Source organism: Maribacter sp. (assembly GCF_039974175.1).
Taxonomy (GTDB): Bacteria; Bacteroidota; Bacteroidia; order Flavobacteriales; family Flavobacteriaceae; genus Maribacter_C.
This window is the reverse complement of record NZ_JBDWJN010000010.1, coordinates 1,130,899-1,146,457: the sequence shown is the minus strand read 5'-3', so window position 1 is coordinate 1,146,457 and position 15,559 is coordinate 1,130,899. Positions and strand designations below refer to the sequence as shown.

Genomic DNA, 15,559 nt, shown 5'->3' with positions numbered 1-15,559 from the left:
ACACTTGAACTTGATTAAATAATAGTCGATCTTCCCAAACCAATATTCTCATCGTTAATATTTGGATCTTCGTCAGAATCAACTATATGATCAGCGATAAAGTCACCAACATAGTCTGTGCCGTATTTATCGCTTCCTAGTATGTCGGTCGTAGTAACTCCTTTTACGAAGGACTTTTGAACCGCACTAGCAACGGCATTGGCTTCCTCATAAAGGCCAAAGTGCTGTAGCATCAAAACGGCACTAAAAATAGACGCCACAGGGTTCGCGATATTCTTTCCTTTTGCCTGAGGGTATGACCCGTGAAAAGGCGAGAACATAGCATTTTCATTTCCTATTGAAGCAGAAGGCAATAAGCCCATAGAGCCGATAATGACGCTTCCCTGACTGGTAAGTATATCTCCAAACATATTTTCCGTTAAAATAACGTCGAATTGCGATGGATTCATCATTAGCTGTACTACTGCATTGTCAATAAAAAGACATTCAAAATGCACTTCAGGATAGCTATTGGAAATTTCGGTCACCACTTTGCGCCATAGCCGTGAAGTCTCAAGCACATTGGCTTTGTCGACCAAAGTCAACCGACCTCTACGCTTTTTGGCGGCCTTGAAGGCCAGATGTGTTATTCTAGCAATTTCATTTTCTGTGTATTCACATAGGTCAGACGCATAGGTAGCGTCATCGCTTAGGGTTTTCTTTCCGAAGTAAATGCCCCCGGTAAGTTCACGATAAATTACAAAATCGGTTCCCGTAATTACTTTTTTAGGTAACAAAGAATGCTCTAGCAAAACCGGAAAAACCTTTACCGGTCTTATGTTGGCAAAAAGTCCAAGTTCTTTGCGAAGTTTTAGCAACCCCTGTTCGGGTCGCACCTTGGCGTCAGGATTGTTGTCATATTCCAACGCCCCAATAGCACCAAACAAGATGGCATCTGAATCTTTACATAGCCGAAGTGTTTCTTCAGGCAGCGGATTACCATTATTGGAGATAGCTACCGCACCAACGGGAGCTTCGTTGTATATGAATTGATGATTGAAAGTTTCTTCGACCGCCCTAAGGCACTTTACTGATTGTGCAAGCACCTCAGGCCCGATGCCATCTCCTCCCAATAGTGCAATTTTCAGATTCATTGCTAGACCTTTTCTATAGCTACGTCGGTCATACCTATAATTTCATGAATGTCTTCATCCACAACTTCTTTTTTTCTATCAGCGTATTTTAAAAACTCTTGGTACACCGTATCCAATTGTACTTTTGTCAGCTCATAACCCACCATTTTTGCGCGATAAGCCAGCGCAGCTCTTCCACTTCTTGCCGTGAGAATGATAGAAGATTCATCAACTCCTACATCTGCTGGGTCAATAATTTCATAGGTTTCACGATTTTTAATAACCCCGTCTTGATGAATACCAGAACTATGTGCGAATGCATTTGCACCAACAATTGCCTTATTGGGCTGTACGATCATTCCCATTTTCTGAGAAACCATTTGACTAGTGCTGTACAATAACTTGCTATTGATGTTCGTGTCTAAAGCCAAATTTGGGTGTTGGCGTAGGACCATAACTACCTCCTCCAAGGAGGTATTTCCTGCTCGTTCACCTATACCGTTTATGGTACATTCGATTTGCCGAGCTCCATTGACCACTCCTGCAATAGAATTTGCTGTTGCCAGCCCGAGATCATTATGACAATGGCAAGAAAGAATGGCCTTGTGGATTCCTTTGACATTTTCTTTTAGGTATTTTATTTTAGCACCATATTCCTCTGGAAGGCAATATCCTGTTGTATCGGGTATATTCAAGACCGTTGCTCCGGCAGCAATTACGGCTTCACATACTTGGGCTAGAAATTCGTTCTCGGTTCTTCCGGCATCTTCAGCATAAAACTCCACGTCATCAACAAAAGTTTTGGCGTAACTAACTGCCGCTACAGCTCTTTCAATAATAGCATCCCTATTGGAATTAAATTTATGCTTAATGTGTGAATCGGAAGTCCCAATGCCTGTGTGTATTCTTGGTCTTAATGCTGGTTTTAAGGCCTCCGCAGCTACTTCAATATCTTTTTTAACCGCACGACTTAAACCACAAACAGTTGCATTTTTTACAAGTTTGGCAATTTCGGAAACCGAATTAAAATCGCCTGGACTCGATATCGGAAATCCTGCTTCAATCACATCAACACCCATGTGGTCAAGACGCGCTGCAATTACTAGTTTTTGCTCCGCATCCAATTTGCATCCAGGTACTTGTTCCCCATCCCTGAGTGTTGTATCAAATATTTGTACTTTATCTTTGCTCATTGTAATATTTGTGTAGTTTTATGTACCCTATACGAATATATGACCAATAGGGGAAATCTCCTAAAAAAGCAATTAACATTTACAATGGTAAACTACTTTTTTGGGTGTTAAAAGTTTGATTAACAGCTATTTAAACAAGTTTTGTTACGATGACATATGCGCATAAAGATGCCTTGTTCGTACTGGTAAAATCGCTATCTAAGTCGGAGAAGCGTCAGTTTAAACTCTACGTTGGACGTTTGGGGGTAAATGCTGACGCAAAATTCATTGCGCTCTTCAACCTGATGGATAAGATGAGGGAGTATAACGAAAAGGCAATCTTGGCCAGCGGTATCGTAAAGAAATCCCAACTTTCAAATCTAAAGGCCCACCTCTATAAGCAGATTCTAATAAGCCTGCGATTAAATCCGGTGAATCAAAATATGAGGGTCCAAATTCGCGAACAATTAGATTTTGCTACTATTCTATATCAAAAGGGATTGTATAAGCAGAGCCTTAAAATATTGGATAAAGCAAAAGCTACTGCAATTGAAAACGAGGAAAAGAATATCGCCTATGAAATTGTCGAACTTGAAAAGATTATCGAGACCCAATACATCACCCGAAGTATACCTGATCGTGCCGATGAATTAGCCGTTCAAGCAAAAGAACTTTCGGCGCACAATGTAATGACCAGCAAACTTTCCAATCTCTCCTTACAGCTCTATAGCTGGATGTTGAAAGTGGGCTATGCCAAAAGCGATGAAGATCTGAATAGGATAAAAGCCTATTTCGAAAAACAATTACCAAAATACAATATCGATGATCTGGGATTTCGCGAAAAGTTATGGCTATACAAGGCACATTTGTGGTATAGTTTTTTAACTCAAGATTTTCTTTCCTGCTATAAATACGCCAACAAATGGGTTGATCTTTTCTATGAAAGCAAGGAGATGATCTACATGAATCCGGTCTTCTTTTTAAAAGGAAACCATTATTTGTTAGAATCGTTATTTTTTGTAAAGTACAGTTCACAGTTTAAAGAAACACTTGACCGTATGGAGGCTATGGTAGAGAGCAAAGGGTTTCCCAAAAATGACAATATAGCTTCGCTTGCATTCCTATATATCAATTCGAGTAAACTAAATCTCCATTTTATGGAGGGAACGTTTAAAAAAGGACTCTATTTGGTCAAGATTGTAGAGTACGGAATAGCTAAGCATAAAGACCGTATTGATGAGCATCATATTATGTTGCTGTATTACAAAATTGCTTGCCTATACTTTGGAATGGGCGACAACAAAACTTGTATTCAGTATCTCAAAAGAATCATTAACAATAAGAACTTAAAAATGCGTGAAGATCTTATGTGTTTTGCAAGGGTGTTAAGTTTGGTTGCGCATTACGAGGCGGGAATGGACTATCACCTGGAAGTGCAGTTGAAAAGCACCTATAAGTTTCTACTGAAGATGGATGATCTACACGAGGTACAAAAAGAAATGATAAAATTTCTTAGAAATCTAGGAAACATATATCCGAGTGACCTGCGCAACGAATTCCAGAAATTGCATACAGAGCTTAAGAAGTATGAGGACCATCCCTACGAGAAACGAGCATTTTTATATTTAGATGTAATCTCGTGGCTGGAAAGTCATTTAGAGAACAAACCAGTGGCGGAAATCATTCGCGAGAAAGCCATGTCACTTACCCGATAACCTTTGCCCAATAAGAACCCATACTTTTCGCACTTACTTGAAATAAACCTGGCTATGCTGTTTATAAGTACCTCTGGTGCATTGGGCCGCTATGTAGAGTTACCTGTTCCTGTAACCATTGGCGCAAGGGCGCTTTTGGCCTTTGTTCTATTGGCCTTGTATTGCCGGTTTAAAAAGATGTCTTTCAAAGTAGAAAAGAAAGACCTACCCATGGTAGTTTTAAGTGGGGTATTGATGGGTTTTCATTGGATTACCTATTTCTATGCATTGCAACTTTCTAGCGTTGCAATTGGAATGTTATCGATGTTTACCTATCCCGTATGGACTGCCTTTTTTGAACCTTTTCTTCTTAAAACGACATTTCAGAAAATACATTTACTATTGGCGGTCTTGGTTTTATGCGGGATTTATTTTTTGATACCTGATTTGAATATGGAGAATTCGTATACTCTTGCAATTGGTTTAGGAGTAGTATCGGCCATAGTGTATGCATTACGGAATTTGTTGATGAAACCAAAGGTTGTGAAATATAATGGTTCGTTAATGATGACCTATCAAACGGGCATCGTTGGTTTTCTTTTACTACCCGCAGTAGTTTTTGCAGATTTTTCGGAAGTTCTTTCACAATGGGAAGCACTTGTCACACTAGCCTTGCTCACAACAGCTATAGGGCATACCTTGTTTTTATTAAGCTTAAAACACTTTACGGTAACAACTGCCAGTATTCTAAGTAGCGTACAACCCGTTTACGGCATTCTTATCGGGATGTTATTTCTTTCGGAATTTCCGTCGTGGTCTACCGTCTTTGGTGGCATCTTGATTTTGACCGCGGTAGTTGTAGAAAGTGTACGAACGTATCGATGAGGAAAATAACTTCTAGCTTGCGACTCTTGGCCGCTTTTGAACTAGTTGCAAGGCAAACGCGTAGCCCTCCTAAAAGTCTAAAACTCCTATAGCTAGCTCGGCATACATATACATGCGGTTTCAGAATTTCAATAGCAACAATCATATAGGTGCAGAGCCGTCGCAAGGCGGAAAATCAACACCATGTACATGCACCTATCTGTTTATTCGGTAGGCATTGTTTTAATTTTCTTTTTTATAAACAATCTGTCCGTCGAAAATGGTCATGTCTATCTCGGTTTCCAGAAGCTTATCTTCTGCCACTTTCATGATATCTTGGTTGTAAATTGTGAAATCAGCAAGCTTACCTGCTGTGATTGAACCTTTGATTTTTTCTTCAAAAGCACCATAAGCGGCATCTAAAGTATATGACTTCAAGGCTTGCTCTCGTGTCATTTTTTGCTCTGGTTCATATCCTCCTTCTGGCATACCCTTTAAGGTCTTTCGACTAACGCTGCCATAAAAGCTCGCGATGGGGTTTAGCGGTTCGACAGGAACATCGGTACCATTGACAATCGGAATACCACTTTTTAATAGGTCTTGCCACATATAAGCACCTTCTTTAATTCGTTTTTCGCCAAGTCGGTCAATCGCCCAAGGTCGGTCTGATGATAGGTGTACAGCCTGCATTGCTGGAATGACGCCTAGCCCAGCAAAGCGAGGAATGTCATCAGGGTGTAAATGTTGTGCATGCTCTATTCGGAATCTATGGTCGTTCTTCAAATCAGGTAATTCTGTAAATGCCGCTTCGTAACGATCTAGAATTTCTCTATTGGCACGGTCACCAATGGCATGCGCGCATACTTGAAAGCCATTTCGTAATCCGTTTAGAGCGGTTTCTTTTACGACTTCCATGGGTAGTGTTTCATGTCCGAAATGTCCGGGTCGGTCAGTATACGATTCCAATAACCAAGCACCTCGAGAACCTAAGGCTCCATCGCAGTTGAGTTTTATTGATCGAATTGTCAGAAGATTATCTGGGTCTACTAACGGACCCTTTTTGTACCATTCCTCAATAAGCTCTGGATCCCATCCAGTAAGCATGGTGTAAAGCCGAACTTTGAGTTTGTTATCTACTTTCATTTGTTCGTAGAGGGCAATAGTTTCTTTTCCTATTCCCGCATCGTGAAAACCTGTTATGCCATATCTATGGCAAGCTTCTACAGCAAGTTCGAATGCTTTTTTATCTTTTTCCGGAGTGTTTACGGGAATATGTTTCCGAATTAAACTTTGAGCACGTTCATTAAAAATACCGGTGGGTTGCCCTAATTTATCGCGCATCACTTCACCGCCCTCAATTTCGAGTATATCGATTCCATCCTTGGCGAGTACTTGTAAGCCTGCAATTTCCATGGCCTTGGCATTGGCAAAACCTGCATGGCCACTGGCATGACTTAGATAAACCGGATTATCAGGAGATACCTGACTTAACTTATAATGGGTTTGAAACCCATTTATGGCATCATCAGGTAATTTGTCCCATTTGCTTTGGTGCCATCCTCTTCCGGTAATCCACTCTCCAGGCTTGGCAGCTTTTACGGCTTCGGCGACCATTGCTACGATTTCTTCATAGCTAGTGGTGTTAATGAGGTCTAGGTTTAATTCGTTATACCCCAAACCCATAAAATGTCCGTGTCCTTCAATGAGACCCGGCGTCATGGTTTTGCCCTTTAAATCTATCACTTCTGTTTGTTCTGTTTTGAAGGCTTCCGCCTCCACCAGACTACCTGCAAATAGAATTTTACTGTCTTTGGTCGCTACGGCTTCTACCATAGTCTGGGTCGAGTCTACGGTATAAATCGGGCCTCCATAAATGAGAAGCGTGGCTGCTTCTTGTGGTTGCTTTGAACAAGAAGTTATTATGAAAAAACCCACAAAGAGGGTAGACAGAAAACGGATTCGTAATTGCATGGTCATTCAGTTTTTAGGAAGGCTGAATTTACAATTTAAAAGTTTAATGAAGAAGAGATAATTTTACAGTCTGAACCCTGAATATCCCAATCGAAAATATCCTAAAAAAGCAATTTAGTTTTCCTTATCCTATTCTTCCTCCTTCTTGATTCCAGGCGTACTTTCCATATTGAATTGGTTTACGAGTCCATCACCTAATTTGTGAAAGTCTTCATTTTTTGCCATTTCACGCACTTTTACTGGGTCGAAGTTGCCGTTGAAATACAGAAAAGAACCGCGTGTCATATTGTTGTTATAAATCAAAATCTCTTTGACTGCATCGCGCTTTTCACGAATAGATACTACATTGCGTTTCTGATTGTCATTTTTACGGTAGACTTCTATAAAAGAGCTACCCGTCATAGTGTTCATTGAATTGTTTAAGAATTTGGTACGCTCAGGTGTGGCGCTTGGAAATTGCATATATCTAAGGTCTTTGGTATTGCCAATAACCGAATTCATTTCTGGCGATATGTTTCCGATTAGTGATAACATAAAACGCGGCACGCGAACTGCAGTTACCTGGTCGTCGTTTTTATGCGCTTCGTAAAAGGAGTCGATAGAATTATAACTTCCGCAAGAAGAAATAAGGACTAAGCTTAGCAAAAAAAGTGTTCTCTTGATCATGGTGTATAGTGTTTATATGGTTCTTAAATATAACCAAATTAACAACAAGCGTTCCAAACTGCATCTTGAGGTGGGCGAGCTTGTAAATCAAGCAATTCTTTCTTTACCGGATGGATAAAAGAAAGACTTCTCGCATGCAGGTGGATGCTACCATTTTTATTGCTTCTATAGTATCCATATTTTAAATCTCCTTTGATGGGACAACCAATAGCACTTAATTGCGACCTAATTTGATGATGGCGACCTGTTTTTAAATCGACTTCAAGCAAATAGAAGTTATCTAGTTTTTTGATAATTCGATATTCGAGAATGGCCTTTTTGCTATCGGGTACTTCTTTTCGGTGGGCATAAGATTTATTTTGCTTGGGGTTTCTTTTCATCCAATGTACTAAAGTATCTTGTTGCTTTTCTGGAGGGTTCTTTACTACCGCCCAATAGGTCTTTTTTGCTGCCTTTTCAGCGAACAGTTTATTCAAACGGGGTAGGGCCTTGGAAGTTTTTGCAAATACCACAATTCCCGAAGTTGGCCTATCTAAACGATGTGCTACTCCTAGATATACATTTCCGGGCTTGTTGTATTTTTCTTTTATATATTGTTTTACAACCTCACTTAAAGGAAGATCTCCTGTTTTATCTCCTTGAACAATATCACCTGGTCTTTTGTTGATGACGATTATATGGTTGTCTTCATAAACAAGCTGAAGATTCTTTGTCGTAGAAAAGATTTTACCAGCCACTACATCTCCAGTTTTCGGTAACGGATACTAAGAAAGAGAATAACCAAAACTCCCATGGTGACCGAAACATCGGCCATATTGAATATTCCGGTTTGCACGTATTTTCCGAGCTGGATATGAAAAAAATCAGTGACTTCGCCATGGGCAATTCGATCAATTAAGTTGCCTATACCACCCCCAATAACACATGCAAAGGCAAATACCAACCATTTGTTCATATCTGATCTGCGAAGAATTCGAAATAACAATATCAATAATACCATAACAGGTAAAGCCTGTAGCAATATGATTTTTAGTATTGGGGAGAGTTCTGAACCAAACCCCAGCATGGCACCATCATTCTCTACCTTGGTTAGAATGAAGTTTTTACCAACCAGTTCAATAGTTTCTTGGTACGCCACATTTTTACGCACTACACTTTTGGAAAGCTGATCGCATCCAATGTTCAGCAAAACCAAAAAGATGATAAAGGCTCTTTTAATCATTTTTTTAGATGACTTATGTACAGTTTTAAGCTTTGGGTCAAGTTTTTAACAATAATGAAATTTTCTCTAACTCCCCAATTAATACTGTTCCTCATCATTAGGAAAGTCTTGACGCTTCACATCGGTAACATATTGAGCGATGGCATTTCCCATTTCTTCATACAAATTCATATAGCGTCTTAAAAACCGAGGATTGAACTCATGGGTCATTCCCAAGAGGTCGTGAATAACCAATACTTGTCCGTCAGCGTATTTACCTCCACCAATACCGATAGTAGGTATAGAGATACTTTCGGAGACTTTTTTGGTCAATTGGGCTGGAATCTTTTCCAATACAATGCCAAAACACCCTAGTTTTTCGAGTAATTTTGCATCTTCCATCAACTGTTCAGCTTCTTCTTCTTCCTTGGCTCTAACCGTATAGGTTCCGAACTTATAGATTGACTGAGGCGTTAGTCCCAAATGACCCATTACCGGAATTCCGGCTGCTAGAATACGTTTTACCGATTCCTTGATTTCTGCTCCTCCTTCAACCTTTACAGCATGGGCGCCACTTTCTTTCATAATGCGAATTGCAGAACGCAATGCTTCCTTAGGGTCGCTTTGGTAACTTCCAAAAGGAATATCAACTACGACTAGTGCACGATCAATTGCCCGAATTACCGATTGGGCGTGATAGATCATCTGATCAAGTGTAATGGGCAAGGTGGTCTCATGACCTGCCATTACATTGCTAGCAGAATCACCAACTAATATTACGTCCACATTGGCGGCATCAACAATTTTGGCCATAGAATAATCGTAGGCGGTTAGCATGGAGATTTTCTCTCCATTCTTTTTCATATCCACTAGGGATTTTACTGTTACACGTTTGTACTCTTTCTTGGCAGTAGACATTTTTGACTTGCAATGGTTTGTTCGGGATAAATGTAAGGAGATTTCCTTAGATTATAATGTTGAATATAGTATTGACGTAGCTCCTCTCCTCAGACCAGAGGCGACTTTGAAAGGGTGGTGGCCTCACTGTAGCCTGGGTAGAAGTTGCAAGTCGTGACCTTATAAAATTTTTTTATGCTAAAAAGGGCAGCTTGCGAAGTGAACCAACCCTTTATGCAACAACTGTAGGGTACATGCCCTTTTCAATTGAGTAGCCGCGTTTTATCTTTTTATTAAATAAATGAATTCCCTTACATTTGAGAAAATGCAATACATATGAAACAATTATTACTTCTCGGAATACTCTTATTAAGTGTTAGCAGTGCAGCTCAAGATGCTGATAAATATGCCGTTCAAAAAACGATAGAAGCCTTTTTTGAAGGATTCCACCAACAAGATTCCATAGCTATAAAAGAGACGGTGGCTAATGACGTACTACTGCAAACCATAGCGAAAGACTCCCTCGGAAAAGACTACGTGAGAACTGAAGATTTTACCAGGTTCATTAAGAGTATTGTTAGCATTCCTGAAACCACCAAGTTTCAAGAGACCATAAAATCCTACTCCATTCAGGTAGATGGCCCAATGGCAAATGCGTGGACAGCCTACGAGTTCCATGTCAATGATAAATTCAGTCATTGTGGTGTAAATTCTTTTCAGTTGGTAAAGCAAGAAGATAAATGGAAGATCATCTATCTAATTGATACCCGCCGTAAGGAAGGCTGTGAGTAGGCCAAAAAGCAAAGTGCATTTAAAGCATAGCGAAGCAATCTAGAATTTCTTCGTGATGAATAAAAAGAGTAACTCGCTATGCTCGTAAAAATGTTATTTAAAACTCTCGATAAGGAGAATCTAAATATTGATTTGCTTCTTCTTCTACAAACTTGGCATTCGCACTATCCCAATGCAGGGTTTTGTTTGGAAAACGGCCTGCAATGGTACCTAATAAAATAGTCTCGGTAAGCTTGGACGCATATGAAAAAGGTGCCGACACCTCTGCTTTTCCTAAACAGGCATCTACAAATTGATGGTAATGTTTCGGACTTTCGCCTGCGTAGTCACGTACGGGTTCACCTAAGTTTTGAGCCAAGATTTCATTTGTAATATCAACAAATTCTCCATCTATTATCAATTGTGGTAATTTTTGAAAGTGTGGTAAATAGAATCTTCCTTTTTCACCTATGAACATAGCTCCCTGATCGTGAAGCGGTTCTCCGCCCGGAAGCATTAAATCTTCACGTTGCTTGTCGGCATCAATACCGTCGTACCACACCCATTTTAAGGTATCTGCCGTGTATTTCGTGCCTGGAAATTCATAGGTGACCATATTTTGCTCTGGGTATCCGAAGCCGTTTGGTTTTCTACAATTTGTAGTAATGGTCCTGGGAACATCTAGGGCCAAGGCGTTGTAGGGCGTATCAAAAATATGGACGCCCATATCACCCAAGGTTCCACAGCCATAATCTAGCAATTTTCTCCAATTTCCAGGGTGATACACATCTTTCTTATATGGTCTTTCGGCCGAAGTACCCAACCAAAGATTCCAGTCAAGACTTGATGGTACGGGGTCAGTTCCTTCTGGTGGAGGGCCATCATACCCCCAATTTTTAGGAGACCAGGCACGAACCGTGCTAACTTTTCCAATAATGCCCGATTGAATTAAAAGCGTGGCCAGTTTATAGTCGTAAAAGGAATGTACCTGAATGCCCATTTGGGTAACCAGCCCCCTTTCTTCAGCCATTTTTTTCATTGCCCGGGCTTCGCTCACATGGTGGGTGAGGGGTTTTTGACAATATACCGGCTTGTCCATTTCCATGGCCATCATTGATGCTGGCGCATGGGTATGATCGGGTGTGGACACCACTACCGCATCGATTTTCTTTTTCATCTCTTTCAACATTACTCTGTAATCTGAAAATGTTTTGGCCTTCGGATGTAATTTATGAGCGGCGGCTAAATTATTCGCATCTACATCACAAAGGGCAACAACATCTACCTGTGCATGTGATGAGATGGCTTGTAAATCTTCACCCCCCATATTACCTACGCCTATATGCGCGGTTCGCAGTCTTTTATCTTTTTTTGAAAAAGCCCAAGTTCCGTTTGGGAGTAAGGCAAATGAAGATGCTGCTGCAGTCTTTTTTAGGAATTCTCGTTTATTCATGTTCGGATTTTATACGGTTATAATTTTTTAATTTTAATATTTCGAAACCAGAGCGGACTATCGTGATCTTGAATCGCGATATAGCCTGATTTAAAAGTACCATATTTAGGGAAATCTTTCCATTTGCCGGCATTCTTTCGTCTTTCCCAATCTTCAGACCAGGGTACAAACTCCAACAACTTTTTACCATTGAGCCAATGCGCTACTTTTTCAGGGGTAAAGATGATTCGAGAGGAATTCCATTCCATGGCCGGTTTAATAATTTTTTGATTTTCATCAGGCAAATACATGGCATAGTCGGCACCTGTCTTTTGCCATGGTTCTAATTTGGCATTGTTGATTTCCTCCCATTTTATATCGTCGAGCATTTGATACTCGGGAGATACTTCCGGTGGTCCCCAATCGCCCTCTTGCAAATGATACAACATACCACTATTACCTCCTTCAGGAATTTTCCATTCCCAACGCAATTCAAAATTATCAAATTCTTCAGCGGCATAGACAATGTCTTTGCCTCCTTTTCTCTCTTCTTCTGTACGCTTTTCGGTATCAAAAGTCAGTTCTCCATTTTTTATTACCCATTGCGGAGGAAGGTCTTTGCCGTTGTAGGCACGCCAGCCCTCAGTACTTGTTCCGTCAAAGAGATAAATCCATTCATCATTTGGTTCGGTGGTAAGTTCAATTTCTGAATTTTCAGTTACTGGCGTTTTATTTTTCCTTTCAGTTTTACAAGCAATAAAACTGATCAGTAATAGTATCAAGAAGACATTGTTTTTCATCTAGAATTGGTTTTGAAATTTATCTGTGTTGGTCAATTAAGATGTTGTTTCCGTCGGGGTCAGTCAATACAATACTAGCAGGACCAGAGGTAGATTCATCTGCTTCGCGCTCTAGTTTAACATGCTGTTTTTTTAATGCTTTTTGAATTTCCCGAACATCTTCAAATTCTTCTAGGTTTTGCGCATTGGTATCCCATCCAGGATTGAAGGTCAATATGTTTCCTTCAAACATTCCTTGGAATAATCCAATAAGGGAATCTTCATTCTTCATGATGAGGTAATTGCTTTCATGTGACCCTGCAAAAATGGCAAAACCAAGATTTTCGTAAAATTGCTGAGATGCCTTAAGGTTTTTGACCGAAAGACTGATAGAGAATGCGCCAAGATTCATTTTTATAGAATTTAATGGAATAAATATAGCGATTCTAATGCTAAGAAGTTAGCTTAAATTCACAGGCCTAAAAGAGGTAAATGCTTTACCGAATGATAGGTCAGTGCCAATCGAATGCATTCTTTTAACTCATCTGGTGGGAGACCGTCTTCTACATCAAAAACAATAGCCCGGTTCTTTTCGTAATTGAAGCGCTCACCATAAACTTCTCTAAAGGTTGTTACCAACTTAGAGGTACATTTAAAATACATAGCGTATTGCTTTGGAGCTTTGGCTTTCCAATCTATGCGTAGCGTGCTTCCTTTTTTGGTTAAATAACTGGGTTCGCCCCATTTTAGGGTTTCTTCAAGTTCAGTAATGCCGCTTTCTTCAGCTACTTTAAGTACGAGTTCACGTAGGTATTGAAGTTTGGGTGCTATCTCTTTTGGATAGGCATTGAATTTGGTTTCTACTGCAGGATTTTGTCGGATGTTTAGGGTTGACATAGGTCGTAATTCGATTCTTGCTATGTTCGAAGTTAATTGATTTTAAAGACTTTTTGGTGATACGAAATTTAATAAATGACATCCTGTCAGTTTTTTCGACTTGGCATATTGTTTGTCATTCCCTTAGCGACTATAAAAATTAATACGCACAAATAAATACATATAGAATGAGTAAAATTATAGGAATAGATTTAGGTACAACCAACTCTTGCGTCTCTGTAATGGAGGGTAATGAGCCGGTAGTAATTCCTAATGCGGAAGGAAAACGAACTACACCATCCGTAATCGCATTTGTTGAAGGTGGAGAGATTAAAGTGGGTGACCCTGCCAAAAGACAGGCGGTAACTAATCCACATAACACTATTTATTCCATCAAACGCTTTATGGGCAACAAGTTTTCGGAGTCTAAAAAAGAGGCCGATCGTGTACCTTATAAAGTGGTGAAGGGTGATAACAATACGCCACGCGTAGATATCGATGGGCGTCTATACACGCCTCAGGAATTGTCTGCAATGATTCTTCAGAAAATGAAGAAAACAGCTGAAGACTATTTAGGTACAACAGTTACCAAAGCAGTAATTACCGTACCGGCGTATTTTAACGATGCGCAAAGACAGGCGACAAAAGAAGCTGGTGAAATTGCCGGACTTTCAGTTGAGCGAATCATCAACGAACCTACTGCGGCCTCTTTGGCTTACGGAATGGATAAGAAGGATACCGATCAAAAAATCGTTGTTTTTGACTTTGGTGGGGGTACACATGATGTATCTATCTTAGAGTTGGGTGACGGTGTGTTTGAAGTATTGTCTACCGATGGAGATACACACCTGGGTGGTGATGATGTAGATCAAAAAATTATCGATTGGTTGGCTGATGAGTTTAAGAAAGATGAAAGCATTGATCTACGTGATGATGCAATGGCATTGCAGCGTTTACGTGAAGCTGCTGAAAAAGCCAAGATAGAATTGTCTTCTTCGGCACAAACAGAGATCAATTTGCCCTATGTTACCGCTACAGCAACAGGACCAAAGCATTTGGTGCGTACCTTAACTAGAGCAAAATTCGAACAATTGATTGCCGATTTGGTAAAGCGAACTATCGAACCTTGTGAAACGGCTTTAAAAGCGGCTGGTTTATCAAAGAGTGACATCGACGAGATTATATTGGTAGGTGGTTCGACTCGTATTCCAGCGGTTCAAGAAGCTGTAGAAAAATTCTTCGGAAAAGCGCCGTCAAAGGGCGTAAATCCTGATGAGGTTGTGGCCGTTGGTGCTGCTATTCAAGGCGGAGTATTAACAGGAGATGTAAAAGATGTTTTACTACTTGATGTTACACCACTTTCTTTGGGTATTGAAACTATGGGTAATGTGTTTACCAAATTGATTGAGGCAAATACAACCATTCCAACGAAAAAATCACAAATATTTTCCACTGCAGCAGATAATCAGCCTTCTGTAGAGATACATGTACTACAAGGTGAGAGAGGCATGGCAGCGGATAATAAAACAATTGGACGTTTCCATTTAGATGGTATTCCACCAGCACAAAGAGGTACTCCTCAGATCGAGGTGACTTTCGATATTGACGCCAACGGAATTATCAAAGTTTCTGCAACGGATAAAGCGACAAACAAAACGCAAGACATTCGTATTGAAGCGTCATCAGGATTGACCGAAGAGGAAATACAAAAGATGAAAGCTGATGCGGAAGCCAATGCGGAAGCAGATAAGGCCGCAAGAGAGACCGCTGATAAATTGAACGAAGCCGATAGCATGATTTTCCAAACGGAAAAGCAGCTGACTGAATTTGGCGACAAACTTTCCGATGAGAAGAAAAAGCCCATCGAAGAAGCGCTCGAAGAGTTGAAAAAAGCTTACGAAAGCAAGGATGTAGCAGTGGTTACACCAGCTTTAGAGAAGATCAACGAGGCTTGGAAAGTAGCTTCTGAAGAAATGTACAAAGCTCAAGCCGAAGCACAGCAAAATGGAGCGGCTCCTGAAGGCGATGCCGCAGCAGATGCCGCCGAAGGCGATAATGTTGAAGATGTTGACTTTGAGGAAGTGAAGTAGTACCTACTTCCAAAGTAAATAAATGAACCCGCAG

At 40.3% G+C, this 15,559-nt stretch carries 15 protein-coding genes; 4 read left to right on the top strand and 11 right to left on the bottom strand.

All coding sequences use genetic code 11. From position 1 onward, the window contains the following. Positions 1–14: 14 nt before the first annotated feature. Entirely contained in the window at positions 15–1,133 is a 1,119-nt protein-coding gene (gene leuB / locus ABJN95_RS14210) for a 3-isopropylmalate dehydrogenase (protein WP_348371131.1), read from the bottom strand. Between the two features lie 2 nt (positions 1,134–1,135). Further along, positions 1,136–2,305, bottom strand: coding sequence for a 2-isopropylmalate synthase (locus ABJN95_RS14205; RefSeq protein WP_348371129.1), 1,170 nt, complete (start codon positions 2,303–2,305; stop codon positions 1,136–1,138). Positions 2,306–2,454: 149 nt separating this feature from the next. Here ABJN95_RS14205 and ABJN95_RS14200 point away from each other — a divergent pair, with 149 nt between their 5' ends. Both ABJN95_RS14200 and ABJN95_RS14195 read left to right on the top strand, forming a co-directional pair. Continuing rightward, positions 2,455–3,999 (top strand): hypothetical protein, encoded by a 1,545-nt coding sequence (locus ABJN95_RS14200; RefSeq protein WP_348371126.1) that lies wholly within the window; start codon positions 2,455–2,457, stop codon positions 3,997–3,999. 54 nt (positions 4,000–4,053) lie between these two features. Next, positions 4,054–4,863, top strand: coding sequence for a DMT family transporter (locus ABJN95_RS14195; RefSeq protein ID WP_348371124.1), 810 nt, complete (start codon positions 4,054–4,056; stop codon positions 4,861–4,863). 222 nt (positions 4,864–5,085) lie between these two features. Here ABJN95_RS14195 and ABJN95_RS14190 read toward each other — a convergent pair whose 3' ends face one another. The 5 genes from ABJN95_RS14190 to panB form a co-directional block, all read right to left on the bottom strand. Beyond that, positions 5,086–6,813: an amidohydrolase gene (locus tag ABJN95_RS14190; protein WP_348371121.1), complete on the bottom strand. Its 1,728-nt coding sequence runs from the start codon at positions 6,811–6,813 to the stop codon at positions 5,086–5,088. Positions 6,814–6,942: 129 nt separating this feature from the next. Beyond that, complete coding sequence (locus ABJN95_RS14185) at positions 6,943–7,479, bottom strand: DUF4252 domain-containing protein (RefSeq protein WP_348371119.1); 537 nt, start codon at positions 7,477–7,479, stop codon at positions 6,943–6,945. A gap of 38 nt (positions 7,480–7,517) precedes the next feature. Further along, positions 7,518–8,216, bottom strand: coding sequence for an RNA pseudouridine synthase (locus ABJN95_RS14180; protein WP_348371117.1), 699 nt, complete (start codon positions 8,214–8,216; stop codon positions 7,518–7,520). Next, complete coding sequence (lspA, locus tag ABJN95_RS14175) at positions 8,216–8,701, bottom strand: signal peptidase II (protein WP_348371115.1); 486 nt, start codon at positions 8,699–8,701, stop codon at positions 8,216–8,218. The genes ABJN95_RS14180 and lspA overlap by 1 nt, the downstream gene beginning before the upstream one ends. Positions 8,702–8,779: 78 nt before the next feature. Then, positions 8,780–9,598, bottom strand: coding sequence for a 3-methyl-2-oxobutanoate hydroxymethyltransferase (gene panB / locus ABJN95_RS14170; RefSeq protein ID WP_348371113.1), 819 nt, complete (start codon positions 9,596–9,598; stop codon positions 8,780–8,782). Between the two features lie 315 nt (positions 9,599–9,913). On the opposite strand from panB, the gene ABJN95_RS14165 reads away from it, so the two are divergent. Beyond that, complete coding sequence (locus tag ABJN95_RS14165) at positions 9,914–10,369, top strand: nuclear transport factor 2 family protein (RefSeq protein WP_348371111.1); 456 nt, start codon at positions 9,914–9,916, stop codon at positions 10,367–10,369. Between the two features lie 97 nt (positions 10,370–10,466). On the opposite strand, the gene ABJN95_RS14160 is transcribed toward ABJN95_RS14165, so the two are convergent. The 4 genes from ABJN95_RS14160 to ABJN95_RS14145 are packed head-to-tail and all read right to left on the bottom strand — an operon-like array spanning position 10,467 to position 13,456. Beyond that, complete coding sequence (locus ABJN95_RS14160) at positions 10,467–11,801, bottom strand: Gfo/Idh/MocA family oxidoreductase (RefSeq protein ID WP_348371110.1); 1,335 nt, start codon at positions 11,799–11,801, stop codon at positions 10,467–10,469. A gap of 17 nt (positions 11,802–11,818) precedes the next feature. Further along, positions 11,819–12,580, bottom strand: coding sequence for a DUF1080 domain-containing protein (locus tag ABJN95_RS14155; protein ID WP_348371108.1), 762 nt, complete (start codon positions 12,578–12,580; stop codon positions 11,819–11,821). A 19-nt stretch (positions 12,581–12,599) separates the two neighbouring features. Beyond that, positions 12,600–12,971, bottom strand: a complete 372-nt coding sequence (locus ABJN95_RS14150) for a VOC family protein (protein WP_348371106.1) — start codon at positions 12,969–12,971, stop codon at positions 12,600–12,602. 59 nt (positions 12,972–13,030) lie between these two features. After that, the gene (locus ABJN95_RS14145; protein ID WP_348371104.1) at positions 13,031–13,456 is read right to left on the bottom strand and encodes a DUF1801 domain-containing protein; all 426 of its coding nucleotides are present in this window, start codon (positions 13,454–13,456) and stop codon (positions 13,031–13,033) included. 167 nt (positions 13,457–13,623) lie between these two features. On the opposite strand from ABJN95_RS14145, the gene dnaK reads away from it, so the two are divergent. After that, the gene (gene dnaK, locus ABJN95_RS14140) at positions 13,624–15,525 is read left to right on the top strand and encodes a molecular chaperone DnaK (RefSeq protein WP_348371103.1); all 1,902 of its coding nucleotides are present in this window, start codon (positions 13,624–13,626) and stop codon (positions 15,523–15,525) included. Positions 15,526–15,559: the final 34 nt, after the last annotated feature.